Source organism: Herbaspirillum autotrophicum (assembly GCF_001189915.1).
Classification (GTDB): Bacteria; Pseudomonadota; Gammaproteobacteria; order Burkholderiales; family Burkholderiaceae_D; genus Herbaspirillum; species Herbaspirillum autotrophicum.
The window spans coordinates 23,756-45,035 of the sequence record NZ_LFLS01000029.1; the positions used below are offsets into that span (position 1 = coordinate 23,756).

General features: G+C 57.3%; 17 protein-coding genes and 1 tRNA gene. 7 read left to right on the forward strand and 11 right to left on the reverse strand.

Translation table 11 applies throughout. The features are described from left to right. Nucleotides 1-181 precede the first annotated feature (181 nt). Both AKL27_RS19840 and AKL27_RS19845 read left to right on the forward strand, forming a co-directional pair. Nucleotides 182-1,123, forward strand: a complete 942-nt coding sequence (locus AKL27_RS19840) for a GGDEF domain-containing protein (RefSeq protein WP_083439172.1) — start codon at nt 182-184, stop codon at nt 1,121-1,123. A gap of 1 nt (nt 1,124) precedes the next feature. After that, complete coding sequence (locus AKL27_RS19845; protein ID WP_232311044.1) at nt 1,125-1,694, forward strand: nucleoside 2-deoxyribosyltransferase; 570 nt, start codon at nt 1,125-1,127, stop codon at nt 1,692-1,694. 64 nt (nt 1,695-1,758) lie between these two features. Here AKL27_RS19845 and AKL27_RS27880 read toward each other — a convergent pair whose 3' ends face one another. Next, nucleotides 1,759-1,950, reverse strand: coding sequence for a hypothetical protein (locus AKL27_RS27880; protein WP_157057020.1), 192 nt, complete (start codon nt 1,948-1,950; stop codon nt 1,759-1,761). 702 nt (nt 1,951-2,652) lie between these two features. Between AKL27_RS27880 and AKL27_RS19850 the strand changes: the two genes are divergently transcribed. After that, nucleotides 2,653-4,290 carry a methyl-accepting chemotaxis protein gene (locus tag AKL27_RS19850; RefSeq protein ID WP_083439173.1) on the forward strand — a complete coding sequence of 546 codons (1,638 nt, stop codon included), beginning with the start codon at nt 2,653-2,655 and terminating at the stop codon, nt 4,288-4,290. A gap of 131 nt (nt 4,291-4,421) precedes the next feature. On the opposite strand, the gene AKL27_RS19855 is transcribed toward AKL27_RS19850, so the two are convergent. After that, entirely contained in the window at nt 4,422-4,886 is a 465-nt protein-coding gene (locus AKL27_RS19855; protein WP_050464602.1) for a RidA family protein, read from the reverse strand. Between the two features lie 132 nt (nt 4,887-5,018). Between AKL27_RS19855 and gcvA the strand changes: the two genes are divergently transcribed. Then, complete coding sequence (gene gcvA, locus AKL27_RS19860) at nt 5,019-5,948, forward strand: transcriptional regulator GcvA (protein ID WP_050464654.1); 930 nt, start codon at nt 5,019-5,021, stop codon at nt 5,946-5,948. An 85-nt stretch (nt 5,949-6,033) separates the two neighbouring features. Here the strand turns inward: gcvA and AKL27_RS28665 are convergent, their stop codons facing one another. Continuing rightward, nucleotides 6,034-7,683 (reverse strand): methyl-accepting chemotaxis protein, encoded by a 1,650-nt coding sequence (locus tag AKL27_RS28665; protein ID WP_050464603.1) that lies wholly within the window; start codon nt 7,681-7,683, stop codon nt 6,034-6,036. A 653-nt stretch (nt 7,684-8,336) separates the two neighbouring features. Next, nucleotides 8,337-8,412: transfer RNA gene (locus AKL27_RS19870), tRNA-Phe, on the reverse strand. An 86-nt stretch (nt 8,413-8,498) separates the two neighbouring features. Here AKL27_RS19870 and AKL27_RS19875 point away from each other — a divergent pair. Together AKL27_RS19875 and AKL27_RS19880 are read left to right on the forward strand one after the other, a co-directional pair. Then, a complete protein-coding gene (locus AKL27_RS19875; RefSeq protein WP_050464604.1) occupies nt 8,499-9,755 on the forward strand; it encodes an FAD-dependent monooxygenase in 1,257 nt (418 codons plus the stop codon). Nucleotides 9,756-9,827: 72 nt separating this feature from the next. Continuing rightward, nucleotides 9,828-10,544 (forward strand): DsbC family protein, encoded by a 717-nt coding sequence (locus AKL27_RS19880; protein WP_050464605.1) that lies wholly within the window; start codon nt 9,828-9,830, stop codon nt 10,542-10,544. A gap of 104 nt (nt 10,545-10,648) precedes the next feature. Here AKL27_RS19880 and pth read toward each other — a convergent pair whose 3' ends face one another. Then, nucleotides 10,649-11,227: an aminoacyl-tRNA hydrolase gene (gene pth / locus AKL27_RS19885; RefSeq protein WP_050464606.1), complete on the reverse strand. Its 579-nt coding sequence runs from the start codon at nt 11,225-11,227 to the stop codon at nt 10,649-10,651. Between the two features lie 214 nt (nt 11,228-11,441). Here pth and AKL27_RS19890 point away from each other — a divergent pair, with 214 nt between their 5' ends. Then, on the forward strand, nt 11,442-13,793 hold the full coding sequence (locus tag AKL27_RS19890; RefSeq protein ID WP_050464655.1) for a Tex family protein: 2,352 nt from the start codon (nt 11,442-11,444) through the stop codon (nt 13,791-13,793). A 119-nt stretch (nt 13,794-13,912) separates the two neighbouring features. Here AKL27_RS19890 and AKL27_RS19895 read toward each other — a convergent pair whose 3' ends face one another. From AKL27_RS19895 to AKL27_RS19920, 6 genes are all read right to left on the reverse strand, one after another. Continuing rightward, entirely contained in the window at nt 13,913-14,584 is a 672-nt protein-coding gene (locus AKL27_RS19895; protein ID WP_050464607.1) for a DUF5610 domain-containing protein, read from the reverse strand. Between the two features lie 318 nt (nt 14,585-14,902). Next, entirely contained in the window at nt 14,903-16,057 is a 1,155-nt protein-coding gene (locus AKL27_RS19900; RefSeq protein ID WP_050464608.1) for a deoxyguanosinetriphosphate triphosphohydrolase, read from the reverse strand. Nucleotides 16,058-16,061: 4 nt separating this feature from the next. Then, nucleotides 16,062-17,747 (reverse strand): bifunctional shikimate kinase/3-dehydroquinate synthase AroKB, encoded by a 1,686-nt coding sequence (gene aroKB / locus AKL27_RS19905; RefSeq protein WP_050464609.1) that lies wholly within the window; start codon nt 17,745-17,747, stop codon nt 16,062-16,064. A 192-nt stretch (nt 17,748-17,939) separates the two neighbouring features. Continuing rightward, nucleotides 17,940-20,051, reverse strand: coding sequence for a type IV pilus secretin PilQ (gene pilQ, locus AKL27_RS19910; protein WP_050464610.1), 2,112 nt, complete (start codon nt 20,049-20,051; stop codon nt 17,940-17,942). Continuing rightward, a complete protein-coding gene (locus AKL27_RS19915) occupies nt 20,048-20,611 on the reverse strand; it encodes a pilus assembly protein PilP (protein ID WP_050464611.1) in 564 nt (187 codons plus the stop codon). Before AKL27_RS19915 ends, pilQ begins: the two co-directional genes overlap by 4 nt. After that, nucleotides 20,608-21,273, reverse strand: a complete 666-nt coding sequence (locus tag AKL27_RS19920) for a type IV pilus inner membrane component PilO (protein ID WP_050464612.1) — start codon at nt 21,271-21,273, stop codon at nt 20,608-20,610. Before AKL27_RS19920 ends, AKL27_RS19915 begins: the two co-directional genes overlap by 4 nt. Between the last annotated feature and the right edge of the window lie 7 nt (nt 21,274-21,280).

Sequence of the window (21,280 nt, forward strand, 5' to 3'; positions counted from 1 at the left end):
CGGCGGGAAGGCTTGCGGAAATGCAATCATGGCACCCGGGTGGCATTCACCCTTTCTGCACGGATCAGTGCCGTGATAGAGTGAGCAGCGTGAATGCAGGCAACCCGTCCAGAGTATGCCGCCGGAATGCGCCGGCCACTGTCCGCGCCGGCATGACAGCGGGTTTTACAGAGCAGAACCGATGAGTGACATTAGCCCCAAGATGGAAACAGACAGCGCCGTATACAAAACCTTGTTGGAGTCCACCAAAGCGATTCCCTGGAAAATTGATTGGGCCAGCATGAAGTTCGCCTATATCGGCCCGCAAATCGAAGGCGTATTGGGCTGGACCCAGGCCAGTTGGGTCGGTGTGGAGGACTGGGCGGCCCGCATTCATCCTGATGAACGAGAATCCATCGTCAACTTCTGCGTGGCGCAATCGCAGGCCGGAGTCGATCACGAAGCCGACTATCGCGCGTTGACGCAAGACGGCGGTTACGTCTGGATCCGCGACGTCGTCCATGTAGTGCGCAAGCCCGACGGTTCAGTGGATGCCCTGATCGGTTTCATGTTCGATATCAGCGAACAGAAAAAGACCGAAGCCAAACTGGTCGATCTGCGCAAGGAGCTGGAAGTGATGTCGTTCAAGGACGGCCTCACCGATGTTGCCAACCGCCGCATGTTCGACTCGGTACTGGAAGTGGAATGGGACAATGCGCGTCGCAATAACCATGCGCTGTCGCTGATCATGCTCGACATCGATTACTTCAAGCAATACAACGATCATTACGGCCATGTGCAGGGCGACAACTGTCTCAAGCAGGTCGCCAAGGTACTGAGTGCCGCCGCTACCCGCTCGCGCGATTTCTTCGCCCGCTTCGGCGGTGAAGAATTCATGATCATCCTGCCGGAAGCCAGTGAAAATTCGGCCTGCATCGTCGCCGAACGCTGTCGCAACCTGATTCTCAAAGAGCGGATTGCCCATGAAAAATCCCAGATCAGCAACACGCTGACCATCAGCCTTGGTGTTGGCACCATCATCCCGTCGCAACAGGATCAATCGATTGCGTTTATCGAGCTGGTCGACAAGCGGCTTTATCAAGCCAAGCAGAATGGGCGCAATTGCATTGCAGCAGGAGCGTGAGATGAACCCGCCGGCTGACAAGCTTCCGCTCGCAAAAAAAGCACGACATGCATTCATGAGCAAGAAAATATACCTGGCCGGATTTGACGTATTCAGAGCGGATGCGGTTGCCCACGGCCTGGCACTCAAACAGGTTTGCGAGCGATTTGGTTTCGAGGGGCTTTATCCGCTGGATAATGCATGCCCCGGCCATCTTTCAGCGGAGCGCGCAGCACGTTGGATTTACGACGCCAACATCGCATTGATTCGGCAAGCCGATATGCTGGTGGCGAATCTGAACAATTTCAGAGGGTATGAACCCGATTCGGGGACCTGTTTTGAAATCGGCTTTGCGCAGGCGCTGAAGATACCGACCTGGGCATATTGTTCCCAACGCAACGCGCTGGCAGAGCAGATTCCGCACAAGAAGGCAGAAGACGGACAGTTCCTTGATGAGGACGGTTACCTCATCGAAGACTTCAATTTGCCGAGAAATCTGATGCTCAGTTGTTCCACCGAAATTGTCCATGGCGATATCGAGGACTGTCTGCGTCAGATCAGTCTTCGCACTACCTTGCCCTGCACCGGATAACAGATTGCCCACGCGCCGTCCGGCAATGGCGACACGCTGCCCTCCGGGCATGGCGTTGGCCGAGTCATCTTGGCGCAACAAACTCAGGCAGCAACGCCAGATGCAGCACGCGGGCATGGACGCTGGGGAAACGTCTTCTGTTGCGCGCGCGTCCGCTTTTTCCGACAACCAGCTTCGCCGATGCAGCAACTTGTTGCCACAAAACACTAAATGCAAGTAATCTCTGGATGTGCTGCGCTCCTTTTTCCTGCATCAAGGAAGCCTGCAAGCATCTGGGGTCAACAAAATATTATCGAAAGTACATCGCCGGAAGTGCTGGCCGGTGCACACGAATGACAAAATAATCGGTATTTTTATCCGCCGGTAGTGCCGTATTCTGCTTCACCATATAGGGAAGAGATGGCAAAAAATCAATTACTTTACAAGGAAGCCGCGCCGCAACTGCGTTGTGTGATTACACGCTGTGCGACCACGTTCAGGTTGCCTGTGCGATCTGTTAAAACGCCATAAACCATAAGGACACGGCAAGTGCGCGTGTTCTTGTCGTCATTCCAAAACACCACGCATGACTGGTGCTCACTGTGTGTGACGCGCCGGATTATCAAGGATTTGCACCGCTTTCAGACTCTGTAGTTCATTTTTTGTAAAGGACCCGCTGACAGGCCAAACCAGCGTTGTTGTGTTACTGAAGTATTCCGAGTGCATTTCATCAATAGCGGCTGGCACAAGACTATGTGGAATGCAGGCAAGGCAGTGTCGTGAGGGGCTCGGCCGTGATGCCAGCCTTCATGTCGCAGTTTTTTTGCCGGCGAATGCTTCTGCTGTTGTGCAGCCAAGGAGAGTGGGGGCTCCGGCAGCCAGTGCACAGCAGCGATACGCCGGAACAGTCGGTTACTGCGGCATCGCAGGTTGTTGATGAAATGCGTTCTGGCAATACCCCCACCATCTGGAGAACAACATGAAGAACTGGAAAATCGGCTTACGTTTGAGTCTTGGTTTCGGTGCGATTCTGGTGTTACTGGTTATCGGCGCCGGCTTTTGCCTGATTCAGGTAGCCAAGCTGAATGATCGGGTGGAGTTTTTGACTTCGGTCGATGAAGGTAAATTGCTGGCGTTGGGCCAAGTGCAATTTGCGGTTGGTTTGCGAGGCATTGCTGCACGCAATCTGGTACTGGTTTCTGATCCTGCTGCGCAAAAGGGCGACATGGAATTGGTCGCCAAGGCGCAAAAAGATATTGATCAAGGTCTGGCGGCATTGAACGCATTGATGAAGACGCCGGAAAATGCCAGCGAAGAAGAGCGCCGCATGCTGACGCAACTGAGCACACTGGAAGCCCAATATCTGCCGATTGCCACCCGGATTGTGGGGCTGGCGACAGCCCAGCAGACCGATGCTGCCAAAGCGGCGCTGATTGCAGATTGCATGCCGTTGCTCAGGCAGGTCATTGCCCATATCGATGCTTTCAACAAGCTGCTGCATACCAACAGCAAAGCGAATCTGGTTGATGTGCAAGAAGCCTATGGCGTCTCCAAGATGATCATGTTGACGATCACTGGCTTTTCATTGCTGCTCGGTTTGACGATTGCCTGGATGCTGACCCGTTCGATTTCCGGTCCGCTCAAGGAAGCCGTGGCCGTAGCGCAAAACGTCAGCGCCGGCGATCTGACCAGTGATATCAAGGTGCAAAGCAAGGATGAACTGGGTCAATTGATGCAGGCGCTGAAGACCATGAATGACAATCTGCTGCGTATCGTCGGCGATGTGCGGCGCGGCACCGACACGATTGCCGAGGCTTCGGTTGAAATCTCTTCCGGTAATCTGGACCTCTCATCGCGTACCGAACAACAAGCCGGCTCATTGGAAGAAACTGCGACAGCGATGGAAGAGCTGACTGCCACCGTCAAGCAAAACGCCGAGCACGCGCGCCAGGCCAACCATCTGGCGGAAACTGCATCAGGCATCGCGGTCAAGGGCGGGGCGGTGGTATCCCGCGTAGTTGACACCATGGCGTCGATCAATGACTCGTCGAAAAAAGTGGTCGACATCATTGGCGTGATTGACGGTATCGCATTCCAGACCAACATTCTGGCACTCAATGCGGCAGTCGAAGCCGCGCGCGCCGGCGAACAAGGTCGCGGCTTTGCCGTGGTGGCGTCGGAAGTGCGCAGCCTGGCACAACGGTCGGCTTCGGCGGCCAAAGAAATCAAGGAACTGATCGGCGACTCGGTCGAGAAGGTTGCTGCCGGTGCTGCACTGGTGGATGAAGCCGGCACCACGATGGAAGAGATTCTCAACAGCGTCCAGAGCGTCACCGGCATCATGAGTGAAATCAGCACTGCCAGTGATGAACAGACTCGTGGCATCGAGCAGATCAATCTTGCGATCACACAAATGGAGCAGGTCACGCAACAAAACGCCGCACTGGTCGAAGAGGCCGCCGCCGCCGCCGTGTCGATGCAGACACAGACCAAACATCTGGCTGATGTGGTCAGCGTGTTCAAGCTGGATGAACCACGCCAGCATGCACAGGTCGTGACCCCGCATGTCGTCAAGACAGTGACGCCGGCATTGGTCGGACTCGGCTATGCAACCTGATGCCGGCAACTGGTGACGAGGCCGGCTGACCGGATTGACTTACCTGTGCTCTGACGCAAGAGCGTGTCATGGTGGGCAGTACGATGCGTACTTTGCCGGGATGTGATGGCAAAGTACCTTGACACAGGAGATCAGGGCGCCAGCGCCACCACCAGATCCAGCTCCACGCAGGCATTGCGCGGCAACTGCGCGACGCCGACGCTGGTGCGCGCATGTTTGCCCGCTTCCGTTCCGAACAGGGCGAAGATCAGTTCGGATGCGCCATCGGCTACCGCGCTGTGTTGCGTGAAGTCATCGCTGCTGTTGACGAACACATTGAGTTTCAAAATCTGCTGCACCTTGTCGAGACTGCCGACGGTCTCGCGCAGTGCCGCCAGTGCCCGCAGCAAGGCAATGCGTGCGCCTTCCTGTGCCTGTGCGATGCTGACATCCCGGCCCGGTTTTCCGCTTACCACTACGCGCTCACCGTCGCGCGGCAGTTGACCGCTGATCCAGACCAGATTCTGAAATGCCACTGCCGGCGTATATTGCGCCCCGGCTGAAGCCGATGTCGGCAGGATGATGGCCAGCTCGGCCAGACGTTGTTCCAGATTCATGCAAATATCCTTTGTTGAAAGCAGTAGTGGCCCCGTGACCGGATGGTGATGCGATGACTTATGATAAATTTCTGTGCCGGTGTCTTGCAAAGCATCTTTCCTCAGTCCAGCCTCAATATTTTTCATGTCACGATGACCGCACGTAAATTACCTTCTCTCAATGCGCTGCGGGCTTTCGAAGCATCCGCCAGACACCGCAGCTTTACCCTGGCCGCGCAAGAAATGAGCGTGACCCAGGGCGCGGTCAGCCATCAGGTCAAAGCGCTGGAAGATGAACTCGGTTTGAAGCTGTTTGAGCGCTTGCATAATCAATTGCGGCTGAGCGATGCCGGCCAGCGTTATCTGGAAGTGATCCGCGATGCCTTTGAGCGTATCGAAAGCGGCACGCAAAGCTTGCAGCAGCGCAGCGGCAGGGAGGGATTGGTGATTTCGGCTTCGCCCAATTTCGCATCGAAATGGCTGGTGCCCAGACTCGGACGTTTCTCGGCGCAATACCCGGCACAGGATCTGCGGCTGGAGCTGGCGCAACGTCACGTCAACTTCGCCGGTGAAGAAATTACGCTGGCGATACGCTACGGCGATGGCGCGTGGCCGGGGTTGCGTTGCATCCGGCTCGGCGAGGAATTCCTGTTGCCGGTATGCGCGCCGTCGATGGCGCCGGTGACGGCCAGTGAAGTTGCGCACCATACGCTGTTGCATGTGCATGACCATCGCGACTGGATGGCATGGTTCGAGGCCAATCAGCAACCGCCGGAACTGGCGGCACGCGGTATCGTGTTCAATCAGGAAAGTCTGGCAGTCGATGCTGCGGTGGCCGGGCAAGGCATCGCGCTGGCACGCGCCACACTGGCGATACATGATTTGACGCAAAACAGACTGCATATCCCGGTTGCGCATGTGCTGCCGGTTTCCCGGTCGTACTGGCTGGTGTATCCGGAACGCAGTCACGCCGCCGCCAATGTCACTGCATTCCGTGAATGGTTGCTGCAAGCGTTTGCGGCAGACCGCGAATTCTGGCGCGATTTGCCCGGGATTCTGCCAGAGTATTCCGACCGTAAATAGCCGGCGTCAAAAACAACAATGCCCCGTTATTGATACCAATAACGGGGCATGTTGCACTGAGGTCGCCTTAATGCGGCATTGATTCCTAAACGTGTGCGATGGCGTGTGGCGGATTGATGATGCGCATCGCAGCCGGAGCGCTGTTGCGTGGTCCGGCAGCAGCGGCAGGGGGCGAATATTGCAGATCCCCTTTCAATCGGAAGGTGCTGATCGCGCCGGCCAATGCATCGGATTGTTCCTGCAGGCTTTCCGCCGCTGCGGCAGCCTGTTCCACCAGCGCCGCATTTTGTTGGGTGATGTCGTCGATCTGGCCCAGAGCGCGGTTGACGCCGGCAATGCCGGTGCTTTGTTCTTCGCTGGCTACCGTGATGCCGCCAATGATATCGGCCACGCTGCGCACCGATTCAACGATGTCGGCCATGGTCTTGCCGGCATCGTTGACCAGCACGCTGCCGGCATCCACCTTGCTGACGGAGTCGCCGATCAGTGTCTTGATTTCCTTGGCAGCGCTGGCCGAACGCTGCGCCAGACTGCGCACTTCAGTGGCAACTACCGCAAAGCCGCGTCCCAGTTCACCGGCACGGGCTGCTTCGACCGCTGCATTCAGCGCCAGAATATTGGTCTGGAAAGCGATGCCGTCGATGACCGCAATGATGTCGACCATCTTGCGCGAGCTGTTCTTGATCGAGCCCATGGTGTCGACCACATTACCGATCACGCTGCCACCCTTCACTGCATGATCTGACGTCGATACCACCAGCCGGTTGGCTTGCCGCGCGCTGTCGGCATTCTGCGATACCCGCAACGTCAACTCTTCCAGCGAACTGACGGTTTCTTCCAGGCTCGACGCCTGCGATTCGGTGCGATTGGACAGGTCGATATTGCCGGCGGCAATTTCCTGCGATGCGACGTTGATCACATTGGCGCTTTGCTTGATATCGTGAATCGTCGTGATCAGATTCTGTTGCATTTCCTTCAGTGCATTCACCAATTGACCGGCTTCATCTTCGGTGCCGTTCTTGATGTTCATGGTCAGATCGCCGGCAGCAATCGTCTTGGCGATATGCCGGGCGTTCAGCAATGGCGCGATGATCGAGCGCCGGATAAACCAGGTAAAGAAGGCGCCAAGCAACAAGGTAAATACGCCCATCGCCAGCATGCCCATGCGGGCACGCGCAAAATTCTGTCGCGCGGCCTGATCGGCGGCGATCATTTCCTGTTGCTGGAATGTCGCCAGCGCATTCAGGCTCTGCATCCATTTCTCATAGACCGGCACCATCTCGGAAGTCAGGATCTGACGCGCGTCGAAATAATTATTGGTGCCAACCTGTTCACGGATCCTGGCGATCATCAGAAAGGTCTGCTTTTTCTGTGCATCGGCAGCATTGAGCAGCGCGGAGGCTTCCGGCGTGTCGGAAAAGGAAGAGAGTTTCTGGGTATTGGCTTCATACGATTTCATCAGTTGCGCCACGCGCAGATCTTCTGCTTTGCCCTGCACCATATCGGCAGGCGCCACCACCTTTTGCAGCGCCAGCGCCAGGCCATCGGCGCTGCCGCGCATGGCAACCGCCGAGGTCAGGCCGGCCACTTTTTTGCTGATGAGGTATTCGCTGTTCGCCTGCAGCGCGCTCATTTGCCATAAGCCGGCCAACAGAATAATCAATGCACACGCCAGTACGATACAAAACCCCAACGCGATCCGCGTCCCGATTTTCATGTTCGAAATAATGGACATTCAATTCCCCTTGTTATTGATGCATGCAGGCATGGGGGCGGTGTTGTGCCGCGTCGTACAGCGTCTGCACAGTGGCACGCATTGGCGCGGCCGGTTCGCTCCCCATTTCAGTACAAAGGACCTAAAGCAAGAAACGGTCCGTCTCAACGCTGGCAGAATCTTATCGTGGTAAGGGCGGCATCATTATGTTCATTTAACATATGCGTATGCCGTTGCTGCATAGGCTGAAAAGCCTTATGTATTCTGGCTTGTGGGACGTCTGCGGGCTGGATTTTCGTCAGAAATTCCCGCCGGGTATCCGGGCCGGAATTGAGACAGGCACCGGCCCGAAACCGATGATTTTTCAGATGAAAGTCGATCCGTCGTCGCCGGCGCGCACCAGTTTGCCCTTCACCCGATCCGACGCAGGACGATGGGTCAAATGTTTTTCCTGTTTTACTCTGGTGCGGATCAGATTGATGTGCGTATGCAATCAGTCATGGCGAGGAACGCGTGAGATTGCGCCCACTTTGCCGCGAAGAAAATGCATATTGGTCAATGTTCAATGAGGGGAGGGCGGCCGCAAAGTTGCGAACCGGAGGCGCCAGAAGATTTCAAATGCCCAAAACAAAAACGCCAACCGGTGAGGGTCAGCGTTAAGTTTCAACTATTCTTGGTGGCCCGGGGCGGAATCGAACCACCGACACAAGGATTTTCAATCCTCTGCTCTACCGACTGAGCTACCAGGCCAAGGAGGCGAATTATATGCAAACCTTTTTCATTGTGCAAGGGGTTTGCGCAAAATAGTTTTTGGAAGGCGTTTATAATGCTCTCCCATGACTAGTCCTTCCTCCCCTTCTTTGTCTTCCGGCATTGCTGCGCGGACGCCGGCACACTCCAGCGATATCTGTATTGTCGGCAACGGCGCGGTGGGTAAAACCGCTGCGCTGGCACTGGCGCAGGCCGGCTTGCGCGTTTGCCTGCTGGCGCCTGCGGGTGCGCCTGGTGCACCGGGTGCGACAACGCCGGCAGTCGACTGGGATGTGCGGGTGTATGCCTTGAATCATCTGGCGCACGATCTGTTGTCATCGGTGCGCGTGTGGGATGCGCTTGATGCAGAACGTGTGGCGCCGGTGGATGGCATGGCGGTGCAGGGCGATGGCGAACATGCGCCGGGTCAACTGGCGTTCGATGCCTATTCGGCGCGCGTCAATGCATTGGCCTGGATTGTGGAAGACCGCAATTTGAATACGGCGCTCGATGCGGCGCTCAAGTTTGCTTCGAATGTACAGATCGTGCGTGGCCGCGCGACGGCGATGCAAGCCGATGACAGCGGCATCACCTTGCAACTGGAGCAGGGCGACACGGTGCGCGCCGCGTTGCTGGTCGGTGCTGACGGCGGACAATCCTGGGTGCGCGGGCAATGCGATATCGGTCTCGACTATCGCTCCTATGGTCAGCGCGCCATCGTCAGCAATTTCGCGTGCGAAAAACCGCATCACGGTGTGGCGCATCAATGGTTCACTGCGAGCGAAGGCATCATTGCCTTGTTGCCATTGCCGGGCCAGCGCGTGTCGCTGGTGTGGTCGGCGCCGGATGCGCTGGCGGCGGAGTTGTTGTCCTTGTCGGCAACGCAGTTGGCAGAGCGACTGGCGACGGTAGCGGCAGACAAGCTGGGCCAGTTGACGCCCTTGCAGCCGGAACTGGTGCGCGATTTCCCATTGGTGTTGATCAAGCCGCACGCCATGATTGCCGGGCGCGTGGCGCTCATCGGTGACGCCGCGCACGTGGTACATCCGCTGGCCGGGCATGGCATGAATCTGGGGTTTGCCGATGTACAAGGTTTGCTCAAGGCGATTACCGAACGTGAGCCGCAGCGCGATTGCGGCGACGCACGGGTATTGCGCCGCTATGCCCGTTCACGCAAGGAAGAAGTCTTGCTGATGCAACTGACTACCGACGGCCTGGCGCGGCTGTTTGGCAGCAATGTCGAGCCGTTGCGACTGGTGCGCAATCTTGGATTGAACTTGCTGAATGGCTTGCCGGTCTTAAAGCGACGTTTGATGGCGCATGCCCTGGGCCGCCACCACTGATCCTTGCATGATGGCGTTGACGCGATTGTGCATTTACCTTTTTTATCATTATCAGAATCACCGGGAGTGAACATGCAGAAAATGACAGCGATGATCGGCATCGTGTTGGCGTTCGCGGGTAGTGCCGCCTTCGCACAAACTACTGAAGCCACGATCAAGAAGCTGATCGAACCCCGTCTGGGCGAGGGTGCCAAGGTCGAATCCGTGACCAAGACGCCGTATGCCGGACTGTACGAAATTCAGGTGGATGGCGACATCATCTATACCGATGCCAAGGCACAGTATCTGTTTGTCGGCCGCGTGGTCGATACCCAGACCTATCGCGATTACACCAAGGAACGTCTGCAGGCGATCAACAAGGTCAAGTTCTCCGACCTGCCGCTGGATCTGGCGATCAAGACCGTCAAGGGCAACGGCAAGCGTGTCATCGCTGTGTTCGAAGATCCGAATTGCGGTTATTGCAAGCGCTTCCACAAGACCTTGCAGGAAGTCGACAATTTGACCATGTACACCTTCCAGTACAACATCCTGTCGCCGGACTCGATCGAGAAGTCGAAGAATATCTGGTGCTCGGCCAATCCATCCAAGGCCTGGTCGGACTGGATGCTGAATGGCAAGGCGGCACCGAATGCGCCGGCCAGCTGTAATCCGCCGCATGAGAAGGTGCTGGCGCTGGGCCAGAAGATGAAAGTCACTGGCACACCGACCATCATCTTTGCCGATGGCTCACGGATTCCGGGTGCGATTGATGCCAAGGGACTGGAAGAGAAGTTCGGTACGCTCAAGTAAGTCAATCGGACTGCGCAGCACAAGTGCGCGCCTGATGTAAAAACGCCGGCAATGTTGCATTGCCGGCGTTTTTGTTTGTGCCGCGCGAAGGCGGCATCTGCCATTTATTTGGCGCTGTGCAATTCCATCATGGCCGCTTCAAACTTGCCCTGACACAGCAATGGCATGACGTTCAGGCTGTTGGCGATGGCCTCGTCGATCAGTTTCTGTTCTTCCTTGCGCGGCCGGTGCAACACGAAATCCGCCACCGGCTGTTGCAGGTTGAGGCTGCGCGGATGGCCGATGCCGATGCGCAAGCGCCAGTAATCCTGGGTGCCGAGCGCTGCGGTGATATCTTTCAAACCATTGTGACCACCGGACGAGCCACCCTTTTTGAGTTTGGCGGCGCCGGGCGGCAAATCCAGTTCGTCATGGATCACCAGCACTTCATCTGCTTCGATCTTGTAAAAACGTGCCAGCGCACCGACCGACTGGCCGGAACGGTTCATATAGGTTTGCGGTTCCAGCAGCCAGACTTCCTGGCCGGCAACGGTGGTCTTGGTGGCCAGCGCATTGAAACGGGTTTCGCGTGCCAGGCGGGTGCTGCCGGCCAGATTGTCGACCACCCAGAAGCCCGCGTTGTGGCGGGTCTGTTCATATTCCGGGCCAGGATTGCCGAGACCGACGATTAAACGGATAGACATGAAGTTGCAAGCAAGAGCAAAGAATGGACTGGATTATCGCGGATATTGATCAGATACGTCCAATTTGACGCCGGCGACGCGGTTTTTGACTGCAATTTTCTGTCTCCATGGGGCCTCCCGGCAATTTATTTCTCGCATTTCGGGGATGTCAAGATTGGCGCATGCGGTTGAATTGCGTATCATCCATCGCTTGATTTTCAATTTCAGGTTTCACATGCTGCCTTCCATAGAACAACGCCTTGCTCTTGAACTCGTAGCCAAACCGGTCCAGGTCGCTGCTGCCATCGCCTTGCTGGACGAAGGCGCGACGGTTCCCTTTATCGCCCGTTACCGCAAGGAAGCCACCGGCGGTCTGGATGATATTCAGTTGCGCTTGCTGGAAGAGCGCCTGCGTTACCTGCGCGAACTGGAAGGGCGCCGCGCCGCCATCGTGGCGTCGATTGAAGAACAGGGCAAGATGACGCCGGAGTTGCTGGACGCCATCACGCATGCCGAAGACAAAACCCGTCTGGAAGACTTGTATCTGCCGTACAAGCCGAAACGCCGCACCAAGGCGCAGATCGCTGCTGAAGCCGGCCTGACCGAGCTGGCCGATGCCCTGATGGCGAATCCGGAGTTGTCGCCGGAAGAAGAAGCGGCCAAGTATCTGAAGCCGGCGTTCAGCACCGACAATGGTGACAATCCGGGTGTGGCTGATACCAAGGCGGCCTTGGATGGCGCGCGTCAGATTTTGATGGAGCGTTTTTCCGAAGATGCGGAATTGCTGCAAAGCCTGCGCGAATACATCACCGACCACGGCGTGGTGGAATCCAAAGTGGTGGAAGGCAAGCAAGATGCCGGCGAGAAATTTGCCGATTATTTCGATTACTCGGAAACCGTCGGCACGATTCCTTCGCATCGGGCCCTGGCCTTGTTCCGTGGTCGTCGCGAAGAAATCCTGAACGTGGTGTTGCGCCTCGACAGCGAAGAAGAAAAACCGAAGTGGGATGCGCCGCATAATCCCTGCGAAGGACGCATCGCCTTGCGTTTCGGCGTCAGCAACAAGGGCCGTGCGGCTGACAAGTGGCTCGGCGATACCGTGCGCTGGGCATGGCGCGTCAAGGTCTTCATGCATCTGGAAACGGAATTGATGACCGGCCTGCGCGAACGCGCCGAAGCGGAAGCCATCAACGTCTTTGCACTGAATCTGAAAGCGCTGCTGCTGGCGGCGCCGGCCGGTCCGCGCGCTACCATGGGTCTGGATCCGGGACTGCGTACCGGCGTCAAGGTGGCGGTGGTGGATGCGACCGGCAAGGTGGTCGATACGGTTGCCATTTATCCGCATCAGCCGCGCAATGACTGGGACGGTTCGCTGCACACGCTGGCGCAACTGGCCGAGAAGCACAAGGTCTCGCTGATCTCGATTGGCAACGGCACCGCTTCGCGCGAAACCGACAAGCTGGCGCAGGATTTGATCAAGATGCGTCCGGAACTGAAGCTGACCAAGATCGTGGTATCGGAAGCCGGGGCGTCGGTGTACTCGGCCTCTGAATTTGCGTCCAAGGAATTGCCGGATATGGATGTGTCGCTGCGCGGTGCGGTATCGATTGCCCGTCGTTTGCAAGATCCGCTGGCAGAGCTGGTCAAGATCGATCCGAAATCAATCGGTGTTGGTCAGTATCAGCACGATGTCGGTCAGTCGCAACTGGCGCGCTCGCTCGATGCAGTGGTGGAAGATTGCGTGAACGCCGTCGGTGTCGACGTCAACACCGCATCAGCACCGCTGCTGGCGCGTGTGTCCGGTCTGAATTCCAGCGTGGCGCAAAGCATTGTGTCGTATCGCGACATGAAGGGCATGTTCAACTCGCGCGCCGCGTTGCGTGAAGTGCCGCGTCTGGGCGACAAGACCTTCGAACAGGCGGCAGGATTCCTGCGCGTGATGAATGGCGCCAATCCGCTTGACGCTTCGGCAGTGCACCCGGAATCGTATCCGCTGGTGGAAAAGATTCTGGCCGATATCAAGAAAGATCTGAAGGGCGTGCTGGGCGACAGCGGCTTGCTGAAGTCGCTCAATCCATCCAAGTATGCCGATGAAAAGTTCGGGGTGCCGACCGTCACTGACATCCTCAAGGAACTGGACAAGCCGGGCCGTGATCCACGGCCGGAATTCACCACTGCGACCTTCAAGGATGGCGTGGAAGAAATCCGCGATTTGCGGCCTGACATGATTCTCGAAGGCGTGGTGACCAACGTCGCGGCATTCGGTGCGTTTGTCGATATCGGCGTGCATCAGGACGGACTGGTGCACATTTCGGCCTTGTCCAACACCTTCGTCAAAGACCCGCATTCGGTGGTCAAGGCGGGTCAGGTCGTCAAAGTCAAAGTGCTGGAAGTGGATGAGAAGCGCAAGCGGATTGCCCTCACCATGCGCTTGTCGGATGCTGCTCCGGTAGCCGGCAGCAAGCCGGAACAACGCGGCGACCGCAACGATGCGAAGCGCCTGTCGCAACATCAGGGCCAGCAGGCACGCCAGGCGGCACCGGTGAACAATGCCATGGCAGCGGCATTCGCCAAGCTCAAACGGTGATGATGCTCACCGGCCAACGCTGGTGAGGAGCAGTTGAAAAAAGACGCGGAATCAATGATTGATCCGCGTCTTTTTCATGTCCGGCCCGAATGCGGCCGAAATAAACGATACAGGCGATGTCAGCTTTTGGCGGCCGCTGGCGTATTTGTCGCCGGCTTGTCGGTTGGTGCAGTGGTGCCGCCATCGGTTGCCGGTGGCGGTGCCTTCTTGGCGGCGGCGAAATCTGCCAATCCCTTTTGCACCAGATCGTAGGTCTTGTCGATATTGCTGGCGATGTCGCCGTTGAGCACCTTGAGGCCGGACAGAATGCCGCGCGCTTCCTTGAAGCCCTGGTCGACGCCGCCCTGAATGATGGACATGAATTTGTCGACCGTGGTGGCTTCGTCCTGATCCTTGTTTTGGCCGCGATACATTTCGTATGCCTGGCTGATGAAGGAAACGATGCGACCGGCAGTCGCTTCGGGCGTATTGTCTTCCTTGGCCGAGTTCTGAATTGCGTTGTCGCCCATTTGCGACTTCAGCGCTTCATTCAGATTTTCAATGGCGCTTTTGTAGAGCAGTGACAGCGGATCGTTTTGCGACGTCAGCGAGACATCCAGTGACGCCTGCAAGATGGCGGCATTGAGCTGCTGTTTGGCGCTGGCCGGGGTCAGCTTGTCGGCTTGGCTGGCGGCATCGGTGCTGGCCGCGCTGGCGGCATTTGTTGCATTGTCGGCATTGGTGCCGCTGGCGGTGGTGGCGGCCGGCGAGGCAACGGTACCGGGATCGTTACTGGTGGCGCTGATAGACATGGCAGTCTCCTTGACTAAGGACCGCAGAAGGAAAGGGAGCAGTCCATCATTGGATTACGACAGGATTTTTAAATTCTGTAGTAAACGCTTGAAAACACAGGGAAATTTCTTTTCGACAATGCAGTTTCTGCAAGAGTGATGACAGGAAATATTATTTAACCGCCAATCCTGTTGGCAACTTGTTACAGGTTTTTTCTGCCCTGGCAACGACGGGATGCCGGAATGTGTTGCTGTCATGCAATCACGAAATGCAACGGTGGTCGCCGGACGGCAATCAAGCAGAGAATGATTGCGCGTCTCGCGCTCAGGTTGCCGGTCTCAGATTTCTTCGACCTGGAACAAGCGGCGATGCTCGCGCATGGCGTAGCGGTCGGTCATGCCGGCAATGTAGTCGGCAATCTGGCGTGCCTGACGCTGCTGATGATCGGCGGCGTTGCCGGCCGCGACCTGATAATCCGGCGGCAGCAGGGTGGGTTCCCTGGCGAACGCATTGAACAGTTCGGTGATGATGCGGCGCGCCTTGCTGGTCATGCGATTGACCTGATAGTGGCGATACAGGTTTTCGCGCAGGAAGCGCTTGAGCAAGGTCGCTTCTTCGCTCATGCGTTCGGAGAATGCAATCAGTGGCGGCGCATTGCGGATATCGTCAATCGAACGCGGATTGATTTCAGCGATGCGGGCTTGCGAGGTCGTGTTGAGATCGACGATGAGGGCATTGATCATGCGCCGCACGGTTTCGTTGATGGCACGCCGGCCGCTGATGCCGGGATAGGTTTGTTCGGCCTCGCGCTGGTGGCGCGCAAAGAAATCGACCTGGCTCAGTTGTGCAATCGTCAGCAGGCCGGAACGCAAGCCATCGTCGATGTCGTGATTGTTGTAGGCGATTTCATCGGCCAGATTGGCCAGTTGTGCTTCCAGCGACGGTTGTTTCTTGTCGATGAAGCGTTGACCGATGGCGCCGAGCTGACGGGCGTTGTGCAATGAACAGTGCTTGAGGATGCCTTCGCGCGTTTCGAACATCAGGTTGAGGCCGTCGAATGCGCCGTAGTGCTGTTCCAGATCGTCGACCACGCGCAGGCTTTGCAGATTGTGTTCGAAGCCGCCGGCGTCCTTCATGCAACTGTTGAGGGCATCCTGGCCCGCATGGCCGAACGGTGTATGGCCGAGATCGTGCGCCAGTGAAATGGCTTCTACCAGATCTTCATTGAGGCGCAGATTGCGGGCGCTGGAGCGGGCAATCTGGGCGACTTCGATGCTGTGCGTGAGACGGGTGCGGAACAGGTCGCCTTCGTGATTGACGAAGACCTGGGTTTTGTATTCGAGCCGGCGAAACGCGGTGGAGTGAATGATGCGATCGCGGTCGCGTTGAAATTCGGTGCGGGAACCGGGAGGCGGTTCCACGAAGCGCCGTCCTGGCGATGTTGCCGCATGCGCGGCGTAAGGGGCAAGACTGGATGGCGCTTCGTGTGTCATGGCTTCATCTTTCTATGCAGGCAGCAATGGTCTGGAGCAGGATTTCTTGTGGCGCGTGCGTAATCAGTGGTGTGCCCAGCGGCTTGATCAGAATGAACTTGATTTCGCCACCTTCATTTTTCTTGTCGACCTGCATCAGTTCCAGCCAGCGTTCCTGCCCCAGATCCGGCGCCATGGTCGGCAAGCCGGCAGCCTTGACCAGTGCACTCAGACGCGCTTTGGCGGCGGCATCGATGAAGCCCAGCCGGAGCGACAGATCGGCGGCCATGATCATGCCGCAGCCAACCGCTTCGCCATGCAGCCATTGACCATATCCCAAACCGTTTTCGATGGCGTGGCCAAAGGTATGGCCGAAATTGAGAATGGCGCGCAAGCCGCCTTCGCGCTCATCCTGGCGCACCACTTCGGCCTTGATTTCGCAGGAGCGTTTGATGGCATAAGCCAGCGCGGCGTTGTCGCGCGCCACCAGTTGTTCGATATTGGCTTCAATCCAGTCGAAGTACGGGGCGTCGATGATGGCGCCATGCTTGATGACTTCTGCCAGGCCGGCCGCCAGTTCGCGCGGCGGCAGCGTATGCAGCGTGGCGGTGTCGGCAAGCACGGCTTGCGGCTGGTAAAACGCGCCGATCATGTTCTTGCCGAGCGGATGGTTGATGCCGGTTTTGCCGCCAACTGAAGAATCGACCTGTGACAGCAGGGTGGTCGGCACTTGCACGAATGGCACGCCGCGCATGTAAGACGCTGCTGCGAAACCGGTCAGGTCGCCGATGACGCCACCGCCGAGAGCGACCAGGGTGGTCTTGCGGTCGCATTGTTCCGCCAGCAGGACGTCGAATATTTTCATCAGGCTGGCCCAGTTCTTTTCCCCTTCGCCGTCCGGCAGCACGATTTCGGTCACTTGTTTGCCGGCCGCGCGCAGCAAGGAGCTGACGCGTTCCAGATACAACGGACCGACGATATCGTTGGTGACGATGGCGACGCGCTTGCCGTGAATATGGCGCGTCAGCAGTTCCGGATTGTCCAGCAATTGATGACCAATGGTGATCGGATAGCTGCGCTCGCCCAGTTCGACTTGCAATGCGATGGCAGAGGATGGGGCTGCATTCATGGTGGACTCGAAAGAAAAATGCGATTGGGTCATTGCGCTGGCCGGGGCCGGCGTTGCGGTGATCGGATTGGGCGCCAGTTCCAGTTGACTGAGTATGGCTTGCACCAGAAACTGCACATTGGGGCGGCCGGTTTCAACGATGAAGTGCGCCACTTCGCGATAGTAGGGGTCGCGCTGACGCGATAATTCTTCCAGCTTTCTGCGCGGATCGGCGGTTTGCAGCAGCGGCCGGTTCTTGTCGCGCCCGGTGCGCTGCAAAATCTGATTGATGCCGGCGCGCAAATAAATGACGGTGCCGCGGTTTTTCAGACAGGTCCGGGTTTCCGGATGCAATATCGCGCCGCCGCCGGTGGCCAGTACCACGTCGGGCAACGCGCTCAATTCGCGAATGATTTCCGCTTCGCGCTTGCGAAAGCTTTCCTCGCCTTCGATCTCAAAGATGACGGGGATGGTGGTGCCGGTGCGCGCTTCGATTTCGTGGTCGGAATCGATGAAGCGCTTGTTCAGTTTTTTCGCCAGGGCACGGCCGATGGTTGTCTTGCCTGCGCCCATCAGACCGACAAGGAAAATGCTTCCGCTCATATGACAATTATTCGCTGCGAGAAATTAAATTATTTGCCGTGTCTCCGGTCGCAGGCGATTTTTTTATTTGCGATCTGGTTCCGGGACTGGGCCGTAACAGACGATTTTACCGTTTGTTGCGCTTTTCCCGGGAAAAAGATGTGAGCGGCAAAGGCGGCAGCCGGCATTGGGCGGCTGCCGGGAAGCGTGAATTCAGTGCGGCAAGTCGTATTCGCCGACGATTTTGGGGGTCAGAAAGATCAGCAGTTCGGTTTTCTTGTCGCTTCTGCTGGTATGCCGGAAGAGTGCCCCCAGTACCGGAATGTCGCCCAACAGCGGGACTTTGGAGACGCTGGTCTGATGTTCCTGGGTATAGATGCCGCCAATCACTACCGTACCGCCGTTTTCCACCTGGACCTGGGTCTTGACGTGTTTGGTGTTGATGGCAAGGCCGTTGCGGGTATCGATGCCGCGACTGTCTTTGTTGACATCGACGGCCAGAATCACTTTGCCATCCGGCGTAATCTGCGGTGTGACTTCCAGTTTCAGATTGGCTTTTCTGAATGTGGTGGCGGTGGCACCGCTGCTGGTGGCTTGCTGGTAGGGAAGTTCTTCGCCCTGTTCGATCAGCGCCGCTTGCTGATCGGCGGTGACCACCCGCGGACTGGAAATGATCTTGCCTTTGCCGTCGGCTTCCAGTGCCGACAGTTCCAGGTTGAGAAAACGGTTGGCGCCGGCATTGAACAGGCTCAGGGCAAAGCTGGCGGCATTGACGCCGGAGATGGCGGCTGCCGGCAGGTTGACTGCCTGGCTGCTGGTGTAGCTGGTGTTGCTGGCCGCGGTCTGTCCCGACGCTTCGCCGACGCTGTTGTAGGAATTGCCCACGGCAGCGCGCCCGGTCTTGCCCGAGAATCCCAGACGTACTCCCAGATTGCGGCTGAAACCATCGTCGGCTTCGACGATGCGTGCTTCGATCAATACCTGGCGTGACGGAATATCGATCTTGTCCAGCAGTTTGCGGATATTGTGCAAGACGGTCGGATTGTCCGTCACAAACAATTGGTTGGTGCGTTGATCCACCATTGCACTGCCGCGTTTGGACAGGATACCGTGCTTGCGTTCGGCGCTGACGCCGCCGTCGTCACCGATGCCGAACACTTTGCGGAAGACATCGGCTTTCTGATAGTTGAGTTGAAATACTTCCGCGCGCAGCGGTGCCAGATCGGCAATCAGTGATTTCTGCTCCAGTTCCAGCCGCTCCTTGGTAATCAATTCCTCGTGTGGTGCGATCCACATGACGTTGCCGCTTTTGCGCATGGCCAGATTCTTGGAACGCATGACCAGATCCAGCGCCTGATCCCAAGGCACGCTTTTGAGCAGCAAAGTGACGTTGCCGTTGACGCTGTCACTGGTGATGATGTTGATGCCGCTGAAATCGGCGATGACTTGCAGTACCGCTCGCACATCGATGTTCTGGAAATCCAGCGATAATTTTTCACCGCTGAATTCCTGTGGCTCGCCGTTGGCCGCAGCCGGCGTTTCCGCCAGCGTGCGGACTTCGATCAGCAGTTCCTTGTCGCGCTGATAGGCGTGATATTCCCAGCGCCCTTGGGGTTCGATCTGCATCCGGACATCGTGACCCTCGGCGGCAATATTGACTGCACGTACTGCGGTGCCGAAATCGCTGACGTCCAGTTGTCGCTGCACATGCGGTGGCAAGCCGACGTCAAACAGATCGGCAACGAGACGGTCATTCTGGCGTTTGACCGCAAGGCGGGTCGAGGAGGACGGCAATTGCACGATGATTTGTCCGGCGTTTTGTTCGCCGCGCCGAAAATCGATACTGCCGATCATTGCGCGTTCAGCGTCAGGCGTGACACCCGGCGGCAGCGCTGCCGCCGGTGAAATGCGCAGCACCAGATCGCCGCGGTCCAGCGAGGGCGCATAACTGGCCTCGCGCGCTACGTTGAGCACCATGCGTGCACGTTGTTCCGACTGTACGACGTGATAGCTTTTCAGTACCCCCAGATCGAGCTTGCGCGAGGCTTGCCCGGTGGCGGTAGCGGTATTGTTGAAATCGAGCACGATGCGTGCCGGTTCAGCAATGAAGAAATGTGGCGGCACCTCGGACAGCGGTGTCTGTGTACTGATACGCAGCAGTACATCACTGCCTTGTTGCGATGCCTTGATTGTCTCGATCATGTTTTCTTGCGCCAGACCCGGTGCGGATAGCAGGAACAGCAGCAGCGGCAGCAGATGGCGCAGGACCGGTAAGCGCCTGAAACCGGTGAGTCGGGGGCTTGACGGGAAAATAAAATGTCTCATTTTTTCTCTCTCTGCAGTGCCAGATGTACCGTGCGCTCTGTCCATTGACCATCGGTGCCGATCACGTTCTCGCGCAATTCAATGCCGGCCCCGGTGATACGCTCTATGCGTCCGAGATCGGTTCCCAGATAGTCGCCAACCCGGACCGGATAGATGCGTCGTTCGACTTGCAGCAAGGCATAACTCAGTCCGGGTTTCGAAATGACGCCAACCATGACGATGCTGTCCAGCGGAAATGCTTCCAGCGCGCTGCGTGTGCGTCTGATATCGGCGGCAATGCTGGCGGCCGGCGTGAGTGCCGGTGCCGCCCGTTGGCCGCGCTGACGGCTGAATGGATCGATATCGGCGTCAAGGGTGTAGGGGTGCGGCATGAAATGTTCCGGCTCCGGCAAATGCGTGAAGACGATCGGCGTGTTGCGGCGGGTCGTTTCCAGCCAGTCGGCGATGGCGATCTTTTCGTCTTGCTGATTGCAGCCGCTTAATGTGAGCGTGGATACCGCGCCGAAGGTGACGGCGGCACTGGCCCGCCAGGCATGGCGCAGGAAACGGACGGTATTCATGATGGCCGGCCCGGCGTGGATTTGATACTGGGCTGGGCCGCGGTTTGTTTGGCCGCGATTTCGCGCGCCGTCAGATAACGATAGGTCCGGGCGTTGGCATCCAGTGTCAGCGCGGCATTTTTGTCGTCGCCCTGCAAATGAATATCCGTCATGGTGACGATACGCGGAATGTCGGCCAGATCCGCCATGAACGTCGCCAGATTGGCGTACGTGCCGCTGATTTTGATTTCTATGGGCAGCTCTGCGTAATACTCCCTGACCGTGGCCGGTCCGGGGCGAAACAATTCGAAGCGGAGCTGACGCCGCATGCCGGCCAGATTTATTTCAGTCAGCAGCGCATCCATCTCTTCTTCGTTGGGAAGTTGTCGTTCCAGGTTGAGCACGTGGGTTTCGATCTGGTGCTTTTGTTTGGTCAGAAAATGGCTGCTGATGGCGAGCTTCATTTTTTCTGCATATTCTTTTTTGAGCGAAATCTTTTGTGCTTCGACTTCGGCCAGTCCGCGCATTTGGTCGCTCCAGTAAAAATACCAGCCGAGCAGCAGCACGATGCATAACACGATACTGCCGGCAGTTATCCGCGGGGCACGGGGCCACTGGCCGGGCGTGCGCATATCGATGTCACGAAATTGCGCAGCCAGTGAGGAGAAATCAGGAAGTGTCATGGTGATT

What these genes read in the sequence shown, in the direction of transcription:
- AKL27_RS19840 (WP_083439172.1), top strand. Translation starts at nt 182, where the DNA reads ATGAGTGACATTAGCCCCAAGATGGAAACAGACAGCGCCGTATACAAA.
- AKL27_RS19845 (WP_232311044.1), top strand. Translation starts at nt 1,125, where the DNA reads ATGAACCCGCCGGCTGACAAGCTTCCGCTCGCAAAAAAAGCACGACAT.
- AKL27_RS19850 (WP_083439173.1), top strand. Translation starts at nt 2,653, where the DNA reads ATGAAGAACTGGAAAATCGGCTTACGTTTGAGTCTTGGTTTCGGTGCG.
- AKL27_RS19855 (WP_050464602.1), bottom strand. Translation starts at nt 4,886, where the DNA reads ATGAATCTGGAACAACGTCTGGCCGAGCTGGCCATCATCCTGCCGACA.
- gcvA (WP_050464654.1), top strand. Translation starts at nt 5,019, where the DNA reads ATGACCGCACGTAAATTACCTTCTCTCAATGCGCTGCGGGCTTTCGAA.
- AKL27_RS28665 (WP_050464603.1), bottom strand. Translation starts at nt 7,683, where the DNA reads ATGTCCATTATTTCGAACATGAAAATCGGGACGCGGATCGCGTTGGGG.
- AKL27_RS19875 (WP_050464604.1), top strand. Translation starts at nt 8,499, where the DNA reads ATGACTAGTCCTTCCTCCCCTTCTTTGTCTTCCGGCATTGCTGCGCGG.
- AKL27_RS19880 (WP_050464605.1), top strand. Translation starts at nt 9,828, where the DNA reads ATGCAGAAAATGACAGCGATGATCGGCATCGTGTTGGCGTTCGCGGGT.
- pth (WP_050464606.1), bottom strand. Translation starts at nt 11,227, where the DNA reads ATGTCTATCCGTTTAATCGTCGGTCTCGGCAATCCTGGCCCGGAATAT.
- AKL27_RS19890 (WP_050464655.1), top strand. Translation starts at nt 11,442, where the DNA reads ATGCTGCCTTCCATAGAACAACGCCTTGCTCTTGAACTCGTAGCCAAA.
- AKL27_RS19895 (WP_050464607.1), bottom strand. Translation starts at nt 14,584, where the DNA reads ATGTCTATCAGCGCCACCAGTAACGATCCCGGTACCGTTGCCTCGCCG.
- AKL27_RS19900 (WP_050464608.1), bottom strand. Translation starts at nt 16,057, where the DNA reads ATGACACACGAAGCGCCATCCAGTCTTGCCCCTTACGCCGCGCATGCG.
- aroKB (WP_050464609.1), bottom strand. Translation starts at nt 17,747, where the DNA reads ATGAGCGGAAGCATTTTCCTTGTCGGTCTGATGGGCGCAGGCAAGACA.
- pilQ (WP_050464610.1), bottom strand. Translation starts at nt 20,051, where the DNA reads ATGAGACATTTTATTTTCCCGTCAAGCCCCCGACTCACCGGTTTCAGG.
- AKL27_RS19915 (WP_050464611.1), bottom strand. Translation starts at nt 20,611, where the DNA reads ATGAATACCGTCCGTTTCCTGCGCCATGCCTGGCGGGCCAGTGCCGCC.
- AKL27_RS19920 (WP_050464612.1), bottom strand. Translation starts at nt 21,273, where the DNA reads ATGACACTTCCTGATTTCTCCTCACTGGCTGCGCAATTTCGTGACATC.